The organism is Enterococcus mundtii, assembly GCF_002947535.1.
In the GTDB taxonomy this organism is placed as follows: Bacteria; Bacillota; Bacilli; order Lactobacillales; family Enterococcaceae; genus Enterococcus_B; species Enterococcus_B mundtii_B.
In genome coordinates this window covers 154,196-171,602 of record NZ_PUAP01000027.1, presented here as the reverse complement: position 1 = coordinate 171,602, position 17,407 = coordinate 154,196, and the positions used below count along the sequence as shown (strand labels likewise).

At 39.6% G+C, this 17,407-nt stretch carries 15 protein-coding genes; 9 read left to right on the top strand and 6 right to left on the bottom strand.

All coding sequences use genetic code 11. The features are described from left to right. Window positions 1–20: 20 nt before the first annotated feature. From CUS89_RS09390 to CUS89_RS09375, 5 genes are all read right to left on the bottom strand, one after another. Window positions 21–341: a PTS sugar transporter subunit IIB gene (locus tag CUS89_RS09390; RefSeq protein WP_010736487.1), complete on the bottom strand. Its 321-nt coding sequence runs from the start codon at window positions 339–341 to the stop codon at window positions 21–23. A 254-nt stretch (window positions 342–595) separates the two neighbouring features. Beyond that, the gene (locus CUS89_RS16100; protein ID WP_181055344.1) at window positions 596–748 is read right to left on the bottom strand and encodes a hypothetical protein; all 153 of its coding nucleotides are present in this window, start codon (window positions 746–748) and stop codon (window positions 596–598) included. Further along, a complete protein-coding gene (locus tag CUS89_RS09385) occupies window positions 745–1,275 on the bottom strand; it encodes a hypothetical protein (RefSeq protein ID WP_104871916.1) in 531 nt (176 codons plus the stop codon). Before CUS89_RS09385 ends, CUS89_RS16100 begins: the two co-directional genes overlap by 4 nt. Further along, a complete protein-coding gene (locus CUS89_RS09380) occupies window positions 1,262–1,963 on the bottom strand; it encodes a DivIVA domain-containing protein (RefSeq protein ID WP_104871915.1) in 702 nt (233 codons plus the stop codon). Before CUS89_RS09380 ends, CUS89_RS09385 begins: the two co-directional genes overlap by 14 nt. 13 nt (window positions 1,964–1,976) lie before the next feature. Next, window positions 1,977–3,545 (bottom strand): peptidoglycan DD-metalloendopeptidase family protein, encoded by a 1,569-nt coding sequence (locus CUS89_RS09375; RefSeq protein WP_258082407.1) that lies wholly within the window; start codon window positions 3,543–3,545, stop codon window positions 1,977–1,979. A 509-nt stretch (window positions 3,546–4,054) separates the two neighbouring features. Between CUS89_RS09375 and CUS89_RS09370 the strand changes: the two genes are divergently transcribed. From CUS89_RS09370 to CUS89_RS09330, 9 genes are all read left to right on the top strand, one after another. Beyond that, window positions 4,055–4,960, top strand: coding sequence for a helix-turn-helix domain-containing protein (locus tag CUS89_RS09370; protein ID WP_104871914.1), 906 nt, complete (start codon window positions 4,055–4,057; stop codon window positions 4,958–4,960). 387 nt (window positions 4,961–5,347) lie between these two features. Next, window positions 5,348–5,932 carry a hypothetical protein gene (locus CUS89_RS09365; RefSeq protein ID WP_104871913.1) on the top strand — a complete coding sequence of 195 codons (585 nt, stop codon included), beginning with the start codon at window positions 5,348–5,350 and terminating at the stop codon, window positions 5,930–5,932. After that, entirely contained in the window at window positions 5,890–7,071 is a 1,182-nt protein-coding gene (locus tag CUS89_RS09360; protein ID WP_104871912.1) for a SpaH/EbpB family LPXTG-anchored major pilin, read from the top strand. The genes CUS89_RS09365 and CUS89_RS09360 overlap by 43 nt, the downstream gene beginning before the upstream one ends. A 23-nt stretch (window positions 7,072–7,094) precedes the next feature. Further along, window positions 7,095–11,966, top strand: coding sequence for a SpaA isopeptide-forming pilin-related protein (locus tag CUS89_RS09355; protein WP_104871911.1), 4,872 nt, complete (start codon window positions 7,095–7,097; stop codon window positions 11,964–11,966). Next, window positions 11,947–12,660 carry a pilin N-terminal domain-containing protein gene (locus tag CUS89_RS09350; protein ID WP_104871910.1) on the top strand — a complete coding sequence of 238 codons (714 nt, stop codon included), beginning with the start codon at window positions 11,947–11,949 and terminating at the stop codon, window positions 12,658–12,660. Before CUS89_RS09355 ends, CUS89_RS09350 begins: the two co-directional genes overlap by 20 nt. 202 nt (window positions 12,661–12,862) lie before the next feature. Beyond that, the gene (locus CUS89_RS09345; RefSeq protein ID WP_104871909.1) at window positions 12,863–14,608 is read left to right on the top strand and encodes a sortase family protein; all 1,746 of its coding nucleotides are present in this window, start codon (window positions 12,863–12,865) and stop codon (window positions 14,606–14,608) included. A 61-nt stretch (window positions 14,609–14,669) separates the two neighbouring features. Next, complete coding sequence (locus CUS89_RS09340) at window positions 14,670–14,993, top strand: hypothetical protein (RefSeq protein ID WP_104871908.1); 324 nt, start codon at window positions 14,670–14,672, stop codon at window positions 14,991–14,993. A gap of 39 nt (window positions 14,994–15,032) precedes the next feature. Further along, window positions 15,033–15,533: a signal peptidase I gene (gene lepB / locus CUS89_RS09335; RefSeq protein WP_104871907.1), complete on the top strand. Its 501-nt coding sequence runs from the start codon at window positions 15,033–15,035 to the stop codon at window positions 15,531–15,533. 19 nt (window positions 15,534–15,552) lie between these two features. Continuing rightward, entirely contained in the window at window positions 15,553–15,927 is a 375-nt protein-coding gene (locus CUS89_RS09330) for a hypothetical protein (protein WP_104871906.1), read from the top strand. A 272-nt stretch (window positions 15,928–16,199) separates the two neighbouring features. On the opposite strand, the gene CUS89_RS09325 is transcribed toward CUS89_RS09330, so the two are convergent. After that, a complete protein-coding gene (locus CUS89_RS09325; protein WP_104871905.1) occupies window positions 16,200–17,195 on the bottom strand; it encodes an aldo/keto reductase in 996 nt (331 codons plus the stop codon). Between the last annotated feature and the right edge of the window lie 212 nt (window positions 17,196–17,407).

The following is a 17,407-nucleotide window of genomic DNA, read 5'->3' as shown; positions in this document are numbered from 1 at the left end:
TTCCCTCTTTTTCCTGTTTTTTATTTATTGATCAATGATTCTGCTTGTTCCAATACTTTTGCCCCGTTCATCATGCCATAGTCTTGCATGTTGATAACATCTAACGGAATCCCTTTTGGTGCTAGTTTTTCAGCAAATTGACTTTGCATGAAACGTACTTGTGGACCTAATAATAAAACGTCTACATTTTTTGATTCTAGTTGGCTATCAGCTTCTGATGCTGAAACTGCAAAGATGTCCGCTTCTACGCCTTTTTCTTCTGCTGCTTTTTGCATTTTTGTCACTAATAAACTTGTACTCATTCCTGCAGAGCAGACAAGCATGATTGTTCTTTTTTCCATTTTGAACACTTCCTTTTCTTCTTCTTACACTTTTATATAATGCAAGTATCGTGCCAACTTTGAAATCGCTTTACCAAGTTGGTATAAAAGGGTTTTCACGTTGTTTTTTATCAAGCACACTCTAATTTTTGCATTGCACACTATTTTTAGTGTGCAAAAAGAGAGAATGGAGTATAAAAATCCACCAAGTAAGTATGGCTACTCCTTACTTGGTGGATTTCAGTGATTGTCTGATAGAAAAAATCAACAAGTAGTTACTTCGTTGATTTATTTTTTGATTCAATCGCATCGATTCTTTTCATAAATTTCAATTCTTGTAATACTTCTATAGAAGTAACACGTTTCTTAGCCAAGACTTCTAATTTTTGTCGTTTGTAAGCCCATGCGCTTTTATCGATTCCTGTCACCTCTTCAACCTCCAAACTTTTTCCTGCTGAACTAATCCAACGTTTTTCTCATGCTTCCTTGTACTTTCGTTTATCTCTTCATTCAGCAGAGCCATCGAACTGCGCCATGCTTCGATATTCCTTGTTCGAAAATCTTCGAATTCATGTAGCCTCTGTTTTAACTCGTTCTTCAAACAATGGATGCTTTCTTTTTCAATAGACAGTGCTTCTTTTGCTTGGGTGATTTGAATCGCATCCGTTAACTTTTCAGTCTGTTTGGTCGGGGAAGACTTTTCTAACACATTTATCTTAGTCATTTTTTCTTTTAATATAGAAGAAACGGTCGCATTAGCTTTGATCAAATTGATCAATTCTGTTGTTTTCTTTTCATTCTCAAGAGTTAGCTTTTGGATAGTGTGGGTCATTTCTTCATGTTCTACTTTGATTTTTTCCAAAAAAAGGTCAACTTCCGATTTATTATATCCTCCGACTAAGTTCGTGGTGAAAGTAGGGGCAGTCGAAAGGTTGTTCAAACTATTCAATGCCATCGCTGACCGTTTTTTTAACTGTATTTATCCAGTTTTGCCATTTCCCCTCAGACAAATTATTGATGGCACGTTGATATTCTGAAATGATTTGCAAGCGAACGTTATTCGCTTCACTTTCCAACTGCATGATTTCTTTGGTCCTTTTTTCTTTTTCGCTTTCCAGCTTCGTCATCTGTTCTTCATAATAAGAGTTCGCTTCACTGACTTTTCCATTTGCTTCAGCTAATAAATTATAGGCTTCGGCTTTGATGCTATTCCCTTCAACCTTTGCTTCTTTGAGAATATTTTCTTGTTCAGTCCTTGCTTCACCTACCATACGTCTGGCTTCTAATTCAGCATTTTCTTCAATCTTCAACGCTGCATCTTGCGCAATGATCAAGGCATTTTCAAAACTTCTTTTTTTGGCATGCACGTCTCTTTCATCTTTACTTGCTTCATTCAATTTAGCATTTAATTCTTTGATCTCATCCAAGTAATCACTTTTTTCTTTTTCAAACACTTTTACTAAACTCTCTTTTTGATTTTCAGCAAGTGTCAGTCTTTTCTCTAATTCTGTGTTGGTCTCTTTCATCGCATCATAATCATTTGCTGCGTGTGTCAAAAAATCATCTACATCTTGCTTTTTGTACCCCGCGAGAGAAACCGTGGGGAAAGTGATCTTCCTTAATTGCTCTGCATTAAAGTTCATAGGTTCCTCCTTTTCATAGTCGCATGATTTCAAGCGGATCGATTAAAAATCGTTGTTCCATACTGGCATCTGTCGATAATTCAAAATGCAAATGTGGTCCTGTAGAATTTCCCGTCGAACCAACAAAACCGATTACTTCCCCTTTTTGAACAACTTGCCCTGGCTCAACAACATTGACACTTTGATGCGCATACAATGTAAATAATCCGTTCTCATGACGTATCGAAATGACATTCCCCCACGAAGCGTGATATTCGGATTTTATAACTGTCCCTGCTTCACTGGCAAAGATCGGCGCTCCGGCATTTGCAGCTAAATCGATCCCCCGATGGAACTCCGCTCCCCTCATACCGTAGTGACTCGTAATCGTAAAGTGTTCCAACGGATTGATAAATCCGTTTTCTCCCATCATTAGTTCATCGATTTCAATATCAAACTTTTCCAAGTCATAGACATCGATCAACGCATCTAATTTTTGGTAATAGGACGTGTCTGTGGCATATCTGCCCGTTAGAAACCTTGTAGCATCTTGATAGGAAGAAGTATTCGAACGCCAGACACCTGAATAGAAATCAGCATCGTGCGTTAATCCCTCTCGTAATAATTTGGCGTAATCTAAAAAGCTTTCTTCATAGGATTCATAAGATTTGAAACGTGCACTGATCGTGTATAAGTTTCCTGTCCCATCATCTTCTTGTGTTAAAAATTCCACCGAATCTTCCTCGGTGTAAGCTTTTATTCCAAAGAGATTATAATGAGGAGATGAACTTAATTGACTACTTCCACTACCCGATTCTAAAATGGCTTGAGCGATCATCACGGATGCATATAGATCGTTGCTTAAAGCAACTTTTCTAGCCCCCGGTGCAATTTCTTGAATAAAAGCTTCCGTGGTCGTATTGGCAGAAAAACCTCTAAAAAAGATGTTACTCTGTTCGGTTCGGGCAGTCGGTCCTTTAGTTTCCGTTACACTTTCTCCCGTTTCAGTTGGCACCGCCTCAGTAGGTACCGCTTCCAAAGATGATTCAGATGTAGACGTCCATGCTTCCCCCTCGGGTTCCGTTTGAATCGGAACTGACCCAACATCATTTATGCCGGAGCCCTCACTGCCATTGGTTTCTGATACTGTCGGTGGAGGCGTTGTTGGAGTCTCAGGTGTTATTGTTGGCGGTCTTGGTATTGGCGGCTTGGGTGTTTCTGGAGCAGATGGTTGCGGGTTAGAGGTCTCTGGTGCCGGTTGATGTGGCACCTCTGGGACAGGTGAAGGAGGAATCACTTCAACATCTTCATCTGTAGATATCTCTTCCTCCTCTTCGACTTCAGGCAGTTCACTATCTGGTTCCGTAATAGTTTCTGATACGGCTATCTCATCGATCGGTAGAATTGGTGCCTCTTCTATTTCAACCGAATTCGTGATGATTTGATCAGCTGAAGCAATACTATGACTAAAACTACTCGCTACCGTGCCGATGACCATCAATGCTCCTGCAATCTTTCTTTTGTAAACATTACTTTTTTTGATACTCGTACTCCTAATAATTATTTTCTTACCATTTTTATATAAAATTTTTTCCTTTTCCATAAAAATTACTCCTTTTACTGAATCATTGATTTTCAGTGATCCTATTTTATCTCCTACATACGAGTAGTTAATAGCTTATTATCCTTACCCTAAACTTAAATAGTTCTACAGTGACAGAGAGTTTCATATATGACACTCTTCTACGATTTTTTAGGTACGATCGAAGGATTTTTTGTACACATTTTCACAGAAATCAGATTAGTGACTCATTTCTTAAAATTTTCTTAACTTAAAAACAGTTTGATCTTTCAACAAGCAAATAACTTTATCACTCAACCAAAAAAAATTACACTTAAGATAACCTAAAAATTATTTTTTAATAACAAAATTTAAATTATAAAAGTTATCAAAAATAGGTAACGTACTAAATAAATCCAATATTATAATGTTTTTCCAGTTGATTTACTCGTTCCTAAATTATTAAATTATACAAAAACATAACTCTTATTATATATAAAATAACTATTTGTTTTTTATTTTAAACATAAAAGGAAGGAAGGCTGAATCCGATGATCAACAACGTAACCAATCCTCTTGTTTTAGGAGAACTCTTAAATGATATTAGAAAAAAAAAAAAGATTTCCACAAAAACGATTTTTGCTACAGGTATCACAAGACCTACTTATTATCGCTTTGTTCGCGGAGAAGGAGAAATCAGTCTGACCAATTTTCTAAAAATCATTGATATTCTTGGGATCGAATTAACTGAATTTGAAGAAGTGATCCCTTTGATCAAACAAGGTTCTAAAATTTTAGAAAATCAATTAGCCGAAGCCCTTGCTAAGTTTGATTATCTTGAGATCTCAAAAATAAAAACGCAAGCGTTGGATCAATTTGTTAAAACAGATGGCTTGGGTTATCAATATGTCTATTGGCGTGCTGGTCTAATCCATAGCAAGTACGTTGGGGATTATCAAGAATACGAAACATTGATCCAGCAAGTAAAAAATTACTTGAACAGTATAGATTTATGGACAAATATCGAACTAAAACTTTTTTCTTCAATTACGGAAACGCTTAACTTCGCAGAATATGATTATTTTTTCAAACGGTTCTTATATCGCAGAACCAATCATGAAGAAGTTTTAGATCCATTAGTCTTGGATCTATTGTACTTTGGGTATTATGAAACAGCCTTAGACTCTTGCCATAAAAGTAATGTCCTAGTTGCAACAACATTTATTTTGAAGCGGACGCCCCACCGTTTTAATTACCGATTTCGAATTTGGCGACTATTCTTGTATGCCGCCAAACTAACACTAAACGGAGAATTTGAACGAGGACAAAAAAAATATACCCGATTACAAAAAATCATTGCCTATGTCTTTAGAGATGAACAAAAAGGTGTATTCGAAATCAAAACACTCCATACATTATGGGAAAAAGTGGAAGTCATTGCGCAAATGCCCGAATAATTTCAACAGTCGATCCCATCACCCAACACGTATAGAACAATCAGACGATGCTTCCCACAGCTATCCATCTGATTGTTCTTTTATCTACTCAAAACCTATGTTCCTCGTCATTTTCCCAGTGATGCTTCATATTTATTTCCATAACTATTTTTTAAAGAGTCCTACAAGGGTATAGAATCCAAAAGTCAGAACTAACCCTTTTATCATTATAAACTCATCTTATTCTAATTATAAAAGTGTCATTAATGAAACTTTTACGATAAAAAACTCTTTCATCCTCTACTCTTGATCTATATAGGAAAAAAAGCGTGCCTGTTTATTTGTTCAGTGAACCCATGGATCACTCACTATTGGACATGTATTGCTTTCCAGTTGAGGAGGGAGAAAATGAAGAAAAAAAATTCAACAATGAACGTACTATCGAAACTCATATTAGCTACAACATTTCTATCAATCAGTCTATCTTCTGGTATTGACTCGTTACGACTACCGAACACCCAAATAGCCTTAGCAGAAACCGTGGATAATGCCATCGCCAACGAAACATCAAGACGAAGTTTGACGATTTGGAAGTATGCGATCACTGACTTCAGCGAGTTAGAACCACGAGGAGATGGTACTATCACCAATCCAGATAGAGAGTTGATTCCAGGAATCAATTTCAAAGTGGAACGGGTGAGAAAATTACCAAGTGGCAGCTCTTTAACTGATCCAAAACAACAACAATTGGGTACCGATTACGAAATCGACACCACTTTCAACGCCCAGACGATTACAACTGACACTAGTGGGAAAGCTACTCTCGACTTAGGCATTGGTCGAGCCAATGATGGCATCTATTTAGTTACTGAATTACCTGATGAACGTACAGGTGCAAATTTAGCTGCAACCGATGGAAAAAAATCGAAACAGCTGTTTATCCTTTCTTTGTGCATATTCCCCAAACCAGTCGTACCGATCTATCTTCATTGATCTATGATGTACAAGTTGAACCAAAGAATATTTTAGAAGATTTGTTGCATCCTGACAAAACAATCAATGATAAAAAAGGTGATTCTGTCCAAGCTGGCCAAACCTTTCGCTGGGAGTTAACTACCAATATCCCTGCTGGTCTCTGGCAAATCGCTAGTCAAACTGGGACGATCGACATTTTAGATGCTGCCGGACAGGCGGTGGACACCGTTGAAATGGTCGCTGGCCAACCCATTGTTTATCGGGATTCTAGTGGGCTATTACAACCAAATTTTTCAATGGTAGACGAACTGAATAGTGATTTGACCTATATTCCAGATAGCGCAAAAATGCAAGTGAGACAAGCTGGTGGTGAATGGACAGACTTAGCGCCTGCCGATTATACGGTCTCATTTGATGCTGAGGCAAATAGACTGACAACCACTTTGACAGAAGCTGGTCTGATCAAAGCGGGTTCAGTCGCAAATGGCTATACTGATATCCGTACGGTGCTTACTACACATGTTCCAGAATATTGGAACAACATTGTTGAAAATACCTTTACCGTCCATCACCAACTCCCAGGACAACGACCAAAAAGTACGACACCACCAGAAACGACGAACCCGAAATACTATACTGGTGGTTTTGATATCGAAAAAATTTCAGAAAATAGCGGGTCTGGTTTAGCTGATGCAGAATTCAAAATTGCCATCTCTGAAAGTAATGCGAACAATAAAATTTTCATTGCTAGTAACGGAAATAGCTATGCAGAAGATGCCAATTTACCATCAGGGGTCACTTTCTTAACTTCGACTTCTGATGCAAATGGCCACGCTACTTTTGATGGATTAGCTTTAGATTGGACAGATGCCAATAATAATAACTATGTCGAAAACAGCGAAGTCGCACGCGATTATTGGGTAGTGGAAACCCAGGCGCCTACAGGCTATGAATTATTGAAGGCCGCCCAAAGAGTAACTGTCGATTTAACGACCGCAGATGATGCAACGATTGAACTGACAGTCACTAATAAACCGCAAACAAGCTTGCCTTTTACTGGCGGTATAGGAAGAAATCTGATCATCGCGATTGCACTTGCAGCCATCATTGTTGGCACAACAGTGGTCATTATCCAGAAAAAGCGAAAACAGACGTAAGTCCAGAGTGAAAGGAGACTGCAATGAATACTAGATTTTCTAGACTCAAAGTAAAACCTCCTATTCTAATAGTGATTGGTTTAGCGATTATCCTTGGTATAATCGCTAAAGTCGTTATTGTAGGTGGTCCTCTTCGAGCCAAAGAAGAAGCAATTTTAGTCGAAGTCATTAATAGCAATCAGGCATATTTGACCAAAGATACACAAATTTCTGACGACCCAGCAATGGTCACGATCAGAAGTAGCGAAAATCGTTTACTCGTTCTTCCATCTAGTACGGATTATACAATCACTACCTTAAATGAGGAACAGGAGCAAACCATCCCTATCTATGCCACCGAAGATTTTGTTCAAGAAGAGGAGCTGGCTCGCCTAGGCATTGGTGTAGAAACGACAGAAACAACTACCACCTCAACTACCGAGACCATAGCCGATCCCCTTGCTACTAAGGTTGAACTGGCAGAAGTAAGTGATGTGATTGGCGTGGCATCCGACGAAACCTCGGAACAAGCGACTATTTACTTACGCTTAGTCAAAGATCAGCCAGTCACTCTCGTTTTTCGAGAACCAATGAAAGATATGAGTATCGTATTAACGGATGTCTATTCTCAACAATATCAAACGCTATTTCAATGGTTAAGTTCATCTGATGTAACAGTAGAAGAAACTGCTGAATCCATTACCGAAGAAACGACACTTTCTTCTGAAGAAGCAAACTACGAGGAGCAAACAGAACAAACTGAAAGCCACGAGGAACCCAGCGACACCACACTTCCTCCATTTGAGGAAGCCATCGCTGAAGACAATGTCTTAGTGGTCGAAACGAAAGAAACCGATTTAACAATGGAAGAACTTCTCGAAGAAGAGTTTCCTGCAGAAGATTCCATCATTACCCCTAAATTATTGACCGAAGAACTCAACACGATGGAAGAACTAGCAAGTAGTCCCATCACGATCAAAGATGCAAAGTTAACGATGGCAACTGGAACGGATAGCTTTGATTCCCATGATGCACCTGGGTATGATAGTTCTCCAGAAAATAATATCGTCCGTTCTAACGATCAAATTTTATATCGGCTTGGTTTTTCTATCCAAACATTGGCGACTGATCATTATACGAATATCCGCTATCGTGTCGTTAGCACATTACCTAACGCGACTACCTTGATCAATGATGCGCCGTTTATTAATGGAGAAATTGCCAATGGCTCGTACATCTATACGAATAATGGTGACGGTACAATGTATTCTGAAGGCATCTTGGAATCGACTCTTAGCAACTCAGGTCAAGTATTCGTACCCATCGTTGTCAATGTATTTGGTGCAAAAAATGGAACTACTATACAGCCAACTTTCAAATTACAACTTATCGATGCTGTTAATGTCGCTACAGGTGAGTTGGAAACCTTTAATCATACGTATACAAAAGAGCACTTTTCCCAACTAGATGTACCAGAAACAGTGGTCTCTTCCACACCGTCAATTTCCGCAGAGCTAGTTCGTGGTGAACAGACAGCTTATCAGATCTATGATTCTGCGGCAACGAATCCAGATCGGGTTCAAAATATCGGTCTCTTCATTCAACTAGAAAATCTAGAAGGCCGTATTACTGGTGATCTACGGGGTTCTGCCTATCCTGAGGGCCCTATTACATTTGATATCGTCCAAGAAGTCACTAGTACTTCAGGAGGCGAAACTACGCTTGTCAGTCCAACAGATTATGCGACGGCCCAAACGCGTTTTTATGCGGCTACCCATACTGATCGATCCGCCGCAAATTGGCAAGCAACGAGCGCAGGAAGCCCTTATGTTGCAACATTTGATCCGACACTGCTTACCTTTCAAATTCCGATCCCTCACGGAAAAACAGAGAATATTTATGTTTCAGAACCATATGGTGATCGAGCAATGATCGGGGTCTATGATTCTGGAAATATCACGATCGAATTAGGTGATCACAAAGAAACGTGGGAGATCTCCAACTATACTGGCGTAAAAAATCCTTACACATATAATACGCAAGGAGTCGCCTTTACAAACCAAGCATTCATCAGTGCAGAGTTTATTTTCAACTGGGATGATGCAGATTTACAAGTATTAGGAGAAGAAAATGCTTGGGAATATTACACCTTGTCTTTGAATATCCCAAGTCTTACCTATGATGGTAAAACAACACCCAATGATACAAAACTTACTTTCAGCAATTACGCACCTGTCAATGGAGCAGTGACAGGTGGACCAAACTTCGTTAATTTGGTGGATTTAGATCCTGTTACAGGTGTGAGGTCTAACGGAGTTAACCATGATCTGGGCTATTCACTTTGGAGCTATAATATCGGGAAACCAATACTGATGAGAGGCCAAGAAACCTATTTAGGTGGTTGGTTCATTAGCCTTACTAATCCTGAAAACTCTACCGCAGAACAGATTTTCCAATGGAATACAAATGGTTTTGAATATGATGATACTCGGAAACCTTATACCCAACGACAGGAACCCGATCACTCTAATCGTCCGTACCTGACTTACGGTGTCCGCAATAATGGGAATGCTATGCCCGATCTAACAATTACTAATTTAAATGACATAGCTTCCAAATATACTTGGTACAACACTCCACAAGAAGCTCAAGCAGCTGGAACGATTAGTGCTGCTCGATTTAGATACCATATACCCAGCGCAGATTTCAGTACTTGGCATGGTGTCCCAATAAGGGTCATTGGCCGACCAGGACCATTCGATGATGAAAACAATCCCTATGTGAATTTGGCCGTTTTTGCCATATTAGATAGTAACGGTTCAGTGCTGAGGCAGATTGTTCCAAACGATATCACTTTTATTCCCGCTACGTGGGCGGCAGATGGCAGTGATGTGACTTCTCCATTTAATACTTCCATGGGCGATTTTTCTCCATTTTTAGGAACAAACGCATTCATCTTGGACTTTGGGATTGATACAAATACAGAAACAAGCAAGTCCCTGTATCAAACAGAGGAGAAAATCGATATCAAAGTCAGAGGCTTACTAACTGGTGCCGAAGAAACTTCTTATGATAGCGCCTTGAATACCACTTTACCAAGAGGGATCCACTATCTATCCGGATCTTCTAAAGATGCCTACGATAATCCGTTACCTGATCCTGTGATCACCACAAACGAAGATGGCACAACAACGTTACGTTGGGTCTTCCCTAATTCTTCGCTTGTGACAGGGACTGAAGTAAACTTTCAAGCAACGAGTGATATTTCGGATTTGACATTTAATGAGATGGGCTTAACCTCTTCTCTCGTGATTCGGTCAGTTGGTGAGATGTGGATCTCCGATGCCCCTGAAATCATTGATATTCGCTCTGAGGCGGCTCGTTCTTCCCAAGACCAATTTATTACCGAATTGGTCCAGAAATTAGTTATTAGCAAAACAGTCGATAAGACAGCAATTGAAACAGGGAATTCCGAGATGAATCCTCTAGTTGGCGATACTGCTTTTACCTATTCGATCACATCATCAAACAGTGCCTTACAACCAGCGCAAGATTTCCGTTTAATGGATATTCTTCCTTATAGCGGCGACTCTCGTGGCTCTTCATTCCACGGTTCATTAGAAGTTCTTTCCGTGGATGTGGATACAGCAGGCTATACGATTTATTACACGAACGATCAAATCGACGACTCTATGAACCCAAATGAAGTCGACCTAACTACTTGGACTGAATATTCCCCAGGATCAACACCTAATGAAGACATTCGTCTGGCAAGAGGGTTTATGGTCACAAAACCAAATGTTCCTGTAGGGGAAACAGTCACTCTTACGATCACCGTCCAACCAGTTGACCAATTACCGGGTGACCAATATCGAAATACCGCCCATATGAATGCGCAAATCGACTTACCTGTCCATTCACAAGAAACGATTACCCGAGTATATGGCAGAGAGTTGAGCGGGTTCGTATGGTTAGACGAAGATCGCGATGGTCTATACGATGATGGCGAGGAAAGGCTAGCAAATATCCCTGTCAAACTCTATCGAACAAGCCTGACTCACCCAAGCGAAGTAGCCGATCAGTTGGTCGAGCATAACTTGAAAGGAACATCATTTGTTGACGGTAACGGAAATTCCACACTAAAAACAGATGCAAATGGTCATTACAGTTTTAATTATCTACCTGAAGGAACCTATATAGTAGAATTCCAAATCGGCGATAAAATCGAACGAAAAGAAGTTGCAGTAACGATACCAATGGTTGGTGAGGATCCTTCCATCAACTCAAAAGCAGATCAAACAACCTTCCGAACCAATGAGTATATCGCTGAACCTTTAGCCAATTTGCCGGGAATGATCACGACAGATGATTCTATCTATCATATTCCTTATTTGAATCTAGGGCTTGTCAGTACACTTGGAGAGATTTATTTGTATAAGTTAGAAGCAGGTACCGCTGTAGATGATGATCAGGATGATCAACCAGATATCAATGACGAAAATCAGTTGATTGGAGGAAATAAACTGGCTGGCGCTGAGTTTGTCCTTCAAGACAAAGAAACAGGAGTGCTCATCGAAACGAAGACAACTGATGCGAATGGGCGTATTCATTTTGAAGAAGTTCCCTTCGGTACGTATGAGTTGGTTGAAACAAAAGCACCTGATGGCTATGAATTATTGAAACAAAAAATCGAGGTCACATTGGATGAAAACAACACGATCGTTCACCTCTTTGCCGAAGATGAACTGATCACTGAATTACCCTTTGCCGGTAACAGTTCGATCATGCAACGTGTCCTAATCGCAGCTGCTAGTTTATCCCTGATTGGTTTAATCGGATTAGGTACAAAATACCAATTGGAGGAAATGAAGAGAAAAAAAATAGGAGGAAATAACGATGAATCCAAGAAAAAATGATTACTCCATTTTATTTATTCGCCTCCTGTTGGTTTTACTATTCCTCTTTGGTGGTTCAAACGGAAGAGGGTCTACTTCTGTGGTATATGCAGAAGAAGCCTTCCAATTAACCATTGTAAAATATAAGCTTTCAGAGCAAGATCTTGATAATCACCTACTTCCTTCTGAGCCAACTGGCTCCTTAGAAACGGGGTTAACTAACGAACAGGGAAAGGCATTAACCCCCTTCCCTGGGATTCGTTATCAAATCAAGAAGGTCACACCGAGTAATGATGCCAGTGATCCTTTTACGGAAATCCCAAGTTTTGAACCGATCGAAATCGTCACGGGTTCAAACGGGCAAGCGACTATTCCATTGACTGAAGGACTTTATGAAGTCACCGAACTTGCAAACGATGCTTTGTCTTCCCCAGCTGAGCCAGTCGTTGTCCAATTACCAGCAATCACTGCCGATGGCACTCGTTTAGATCAGTTGTTTATTTATCCAAAATCAAGCGTGGTCGTCTCTCCTACAGAAGGAGCTACTCCTAGATCGACTACACCGAAACAAGGGCAAGCGACTACAAAAAGGATTCCACAAACAAGTGGGAATCTCGGTTCACTTTTTCCGGTTTATTTTACACTTGCATTGATCATCTTACTAGGGATCGTCACAATCGTTAATTTTAAACCAAAAGGGAAAAAAAAGCCTTAAACAGTCTAGAACCAATTGTTTCTAACCTAAGAAGTAAGAAGAAATTCACAAAAATCGAGTGTTGATTTTTGTGGATTTCCGCTTATTTCAGAATTTTTTACCACTCTCGTTTTTACATTTCCGAAAGCAGAAAAGATCAATGACTTTGCTTTTTTCGCAAATCTAAAAACAAAATAAAGAAATGAAAATGAGGTGAACAACCTTGATCGAAAAAGAAAAGAAATCTGTTCTTTTGTTCTTTGCTATTCTATTGATCATTTTAGGAACACTCACTTTGATCTACCCAATTTTTGCTAACTATCTCGCAAATCGTGAACGTAGTACCGCTTCCATCAATTATCATCAAGCATTAGAACAGCTAACGAAAGATGAATTAGGGCATAAATTCGAGCAAGCAAAACGTTACAATGAATTGATTTATAAAGAACAACAAGGAGACTTGGTTGACTTCGATGAAATTGATTACCAAACATTGATCAATACCGCTGGGGTAATGGGTACACTAGACATTCCTGCTTTGGCGATCGAAACCATGCCTTTTTATCACGGCACTGATTTTTTGACACTTAATCGTGGCTTAGGACATTACGAAGCGAGTTCGATTCCAGTAGGCGGTGAAAATACACGGTCGATCATCACTGGTCATAGCGGTATCCAAAACCAAGTTTTATTTACTGATATCATCCATCTTCAAATTGGCGATCTATTTTTTCTCACGATTCTAGGCGAGCGTCTCGCTTATCAAATCGAATCCTTTGAAGAAGTCTTGCCGACTGAAGTCGATAAAGCAAAAATCATCCCTGGAAAGGATATGGTCACCTTACTGACTTGTACTCCACCAGGAATCAATACGTATCGATTATTAGTAAATGGTGTCCGGATCCCTTATAACGAAGCCGTTAATCGACAAGTTGAAAAACGAAATTTTTGGAGTTACCAAACCATTGTATTAGGCTCTTTCAGTGTTTGTTTCACTCTCGCTCTCCTACTTATTGTTCGTTTTCGTTATCTAGTCAAACGCTTTCGCTCTGAAGACCCCTTTGTCAAAGAAAAATCCAGAAAAAAATTGCTTCGCCTTTATTTCTTGACCAAAGGACTCTTTATAACTTTAGTTCTTTCAATGGTTGCTTTACTAAGTGTCGGAATCTATGGCTATACACAAATTCAGAAACAACAAGAAATGGAGATCATTGATATAGGACAAAATACAGAACTTTCAACGTTCAACTTGCCAAAAATATCGGAAGCTAACTACTCTGAAATCGACATTGCGAGTGTCAATCTCAGTAATTTTTCCAAAGCTAAAATCAATTACCAACAAAGCATCAATGACTGGGGCATCGGAAAAATAATGATCCCAGAAGTAGCGATCGACTTACCGATACTTGCCGGTATGAATAATGACAACTTGATGAATGGCGTAGCCACTTACACGCAAAGTCAACAACTCGGCAAAGGAAATTATGTCCTCTTATCACATAATGTATTTGAACAAAATGTCTTGCTTCATCAAATCGCTCAACTTCGTCTCAATGCGAAGATCTATGCGACGGATTTCAAAGATCTATTTGTCTATGAAGTGAGCTACAACGATGTCGTCGTTGATACAGAGATCGAGTTACTCGAAATCAAAAAGGAGGCACCGCAAGCCATGATCACTTTAGTGCGTTGTGAAGGTGACATCGGCACACGTTTTCGTCGAGTCGTACAAGGAAATTTAAGTAGTGTACAAAGTTTAAGCACATTATCTGCTACTGAATTAGCACAATTAGGCTTAGAAAAAAAACGTACAGACATAGATGGCACGATTCTCGCGGACTCTCCCGTCCATCCCATTAATTCTTGGTCAATGTCCGTGGCATCTAAGATCGTCGCCGAACCATTACAGACCTTGATCCCGATCGTTTTTTTCTTATTGGTTCCGATACTGTTGTTCCATATTGTATAAATGCTTTGCTCCACTGGATAAACCATCTTCAAAAGAACCACTTATAAAGGAGGCATGACTTATGCTTGTCAACAGTATCTTATCCCTTGTTGTGTTGGCTATTTTATTTTTCTTAGGAATCCAAATGATCAAACAAGTGAGATTGATTTTGCTAAAAAAGAAAGCCAGTGATCAACCGCTTCTATATAAAAAAATCAGTATTTATGAACTGAAATTATTGAAAAAACAATTTTTTTATCTTTTGATCATCAACAGTTTGCTAACTATTGCATTGGCCTTTTGCGTCTACATGCTATTTGAACTAGAAAATGCGCGAATAAATGACCATCAGACCATTCTCGAGTTGGTTGAGCAGGTCCAAGAACTAAAAAATCGTTTGGAATAACCAAAAGAACCAATCAAGTAAAAAAAGGGGGCTGTTTTCTTGTATATTTGGGCGAATGGTCAACTTCAAAAAAAGAAAAAGAAAGGACCATATATCTTAATATGTTTGCTTTTATGTGTCGCTTTTACTTATTCGCTTCATCGCTATCACTTTCATCAAGTTACTGGAACATCGATGGAAGGTACTTTAGCCAACGGCAACATTGTGATCGTGGACAAGTTTTCGTCACTTACACGTTATAGCATCATCGCTATACAGCGATCCTCTACGGATGAAATCGTTAAAAGAATCATCGGAATTCCAGGTGATTCCATCGAAGTGGCTGAAAATGAACTGACTTTGCATTTAGGAAACAAGCCACATTCTCCTACAGAGATTTTTCGACTGAGTCCAGAAGCAGTCGCGCAAATGAAACATTTGACCTACCTTCCAGAAAACACCTATTTTGTTTTGGGAGATAATCCCGATATCTCTGAAGATAGCCGAACATTTGGACTTGTGAGTCATTCTCGTATCTTAGGAAAAGTTATTTTTAAATAAAAGGAAGTGTTGAAAAGCTATGGGTAAAAAAAAGAATGATGGTTGGTTTTTCTCAAAAAGTTTATTAGATGAAATTTATCAACTACCACTAGAGGAAGAGATTGATTTGGAAACCGAGGAAGAACTACATGAACCATTCCCCAAAAAAATAAGTGAGCTAACGCTAGAATCAGCGACAGTGTCAGAAAACAAAAAAGGAACCGATAGCCACTCGTTTCCCGAATCTTTAGTGAAAACCGGAGAGGATGGACGAATTTTGTATGTTAAGGCTCCTTCTGTTGCGTCGGAAACGAATGTTGAGCAAGTAGAAAGGGAACAGAAAAAACCAGACAATCCAACCTTCAGTTTAGAAGAACAAGAAGGTAAGCTATTGTACCAAGTAAAAAAGAAGTGAAGCAGAAAAATCTGCGCCGTCTGTCCCTACATCACCTCTCAAACACAAGGTACGACAGCAGAATCAATAGAAGATCGCGACAGCAGTGTTTAGCCTCGGAAATAAGGCGCCAGCCACGAAATTTGTTCTTCAAATTCCCGTGGCTGGCGCCTTATTCCCGAAGAAGTTACTTCTGTCCCTGCCGTTTATTCGGTTTTAGAATATGCAAGAGGACTAATTTCTCAGTCACTCTTGCTTTTGTTGTATCCATTTAAACATGATTTTCTCACACGTTAATTTTCTGCCAAAATCGTTTCGATCGTTGCTAGTTCTTCTGGTGCAAAGACGAGATTGTCTTTCATTTTGACACTTTCCTGCAACTGACTCAAACGGCTAGCACCTACCAAGACGCTTGTCACTGCTGGTTGTTGTACATTCCACGCCAATGCCATCTGAGCCAACGTTTGTCCTCTCGCTTCCGCCACTTCCTGTAACTGTTTGATTTTACGTAGTGTCGGTGCAATCTGCTCTTCTGAGAGAAATGGGATTTCTTTTCGATGGGCACGTGAATCTTCAGGAATACCATGTAAGTAACGATTCGTTAACAAACCCTGTGCTAATGGACTAAACGTGATCGCTCCTAGTCCATTTTCATCAAGGACAGGTGCTAAGTCCGTCTCAAGCAATTCTCTTGAAAACAGATTGTAACGCATTTGGTGGATCACGAAAGGTGCATCTTTTTTGCGTAAAATTTCCGCCATTCGTTGTGTATCCGCCCCATTGTAGTTAGAGATACCGATATAAAGCGCCTTTCCTTGTCGAACTAATTGCATCAGTGCTTCTGCAGTTTCTTCCAAAGGCGTTTCAGGATCTGGACGATGATGATAGAAAATATCCACATAGTCCAAACCCATACGTTGCAAACTCTGGTCACAACTGGCAATGATCGACTTACGAGACCCCCAATCGCCATAAGGACCATCCCACATATAATAGCCTGCTTTACTAGAGATAATCAGTTCATCTCGATAGGATTTGAAATCCTCTTTAAAAAGTCGCCCAAAGTTTGTTTCAGCTGCTCCAGCAGGCCCACCATAATTATTAGCTAGATCAAAATGGGTGATGCCTAAATCAAAAGCGCCCCTTAAAATTTCCCGCTGATTACTGATGGGATCATATTCCCCAAAATTTTGCCATAACCCTAAAGACAGTAAGGGCAGCTTTAAGCCAGATCGACCGCTCTTACGATACTCCATGTTTTCGTAACGCGTTTTATCAGCTACATACATTTCATTCACTCCTTATTTTTTATGATTATCACAGAAGTCTTCCACTCCGAAAAAATAAGGAGTTACTTCTGGAATGCCGTTTTTCATTTTCAAGGATAGCAGATGACTACTAACCCAGCTTTTTGATCCATCTCTATTTCAAGTACGCATGTATCCTCGTCTACTCTCAGGTGATACATCAGCCTTGATAGAAAACGCTATCATAATTATGA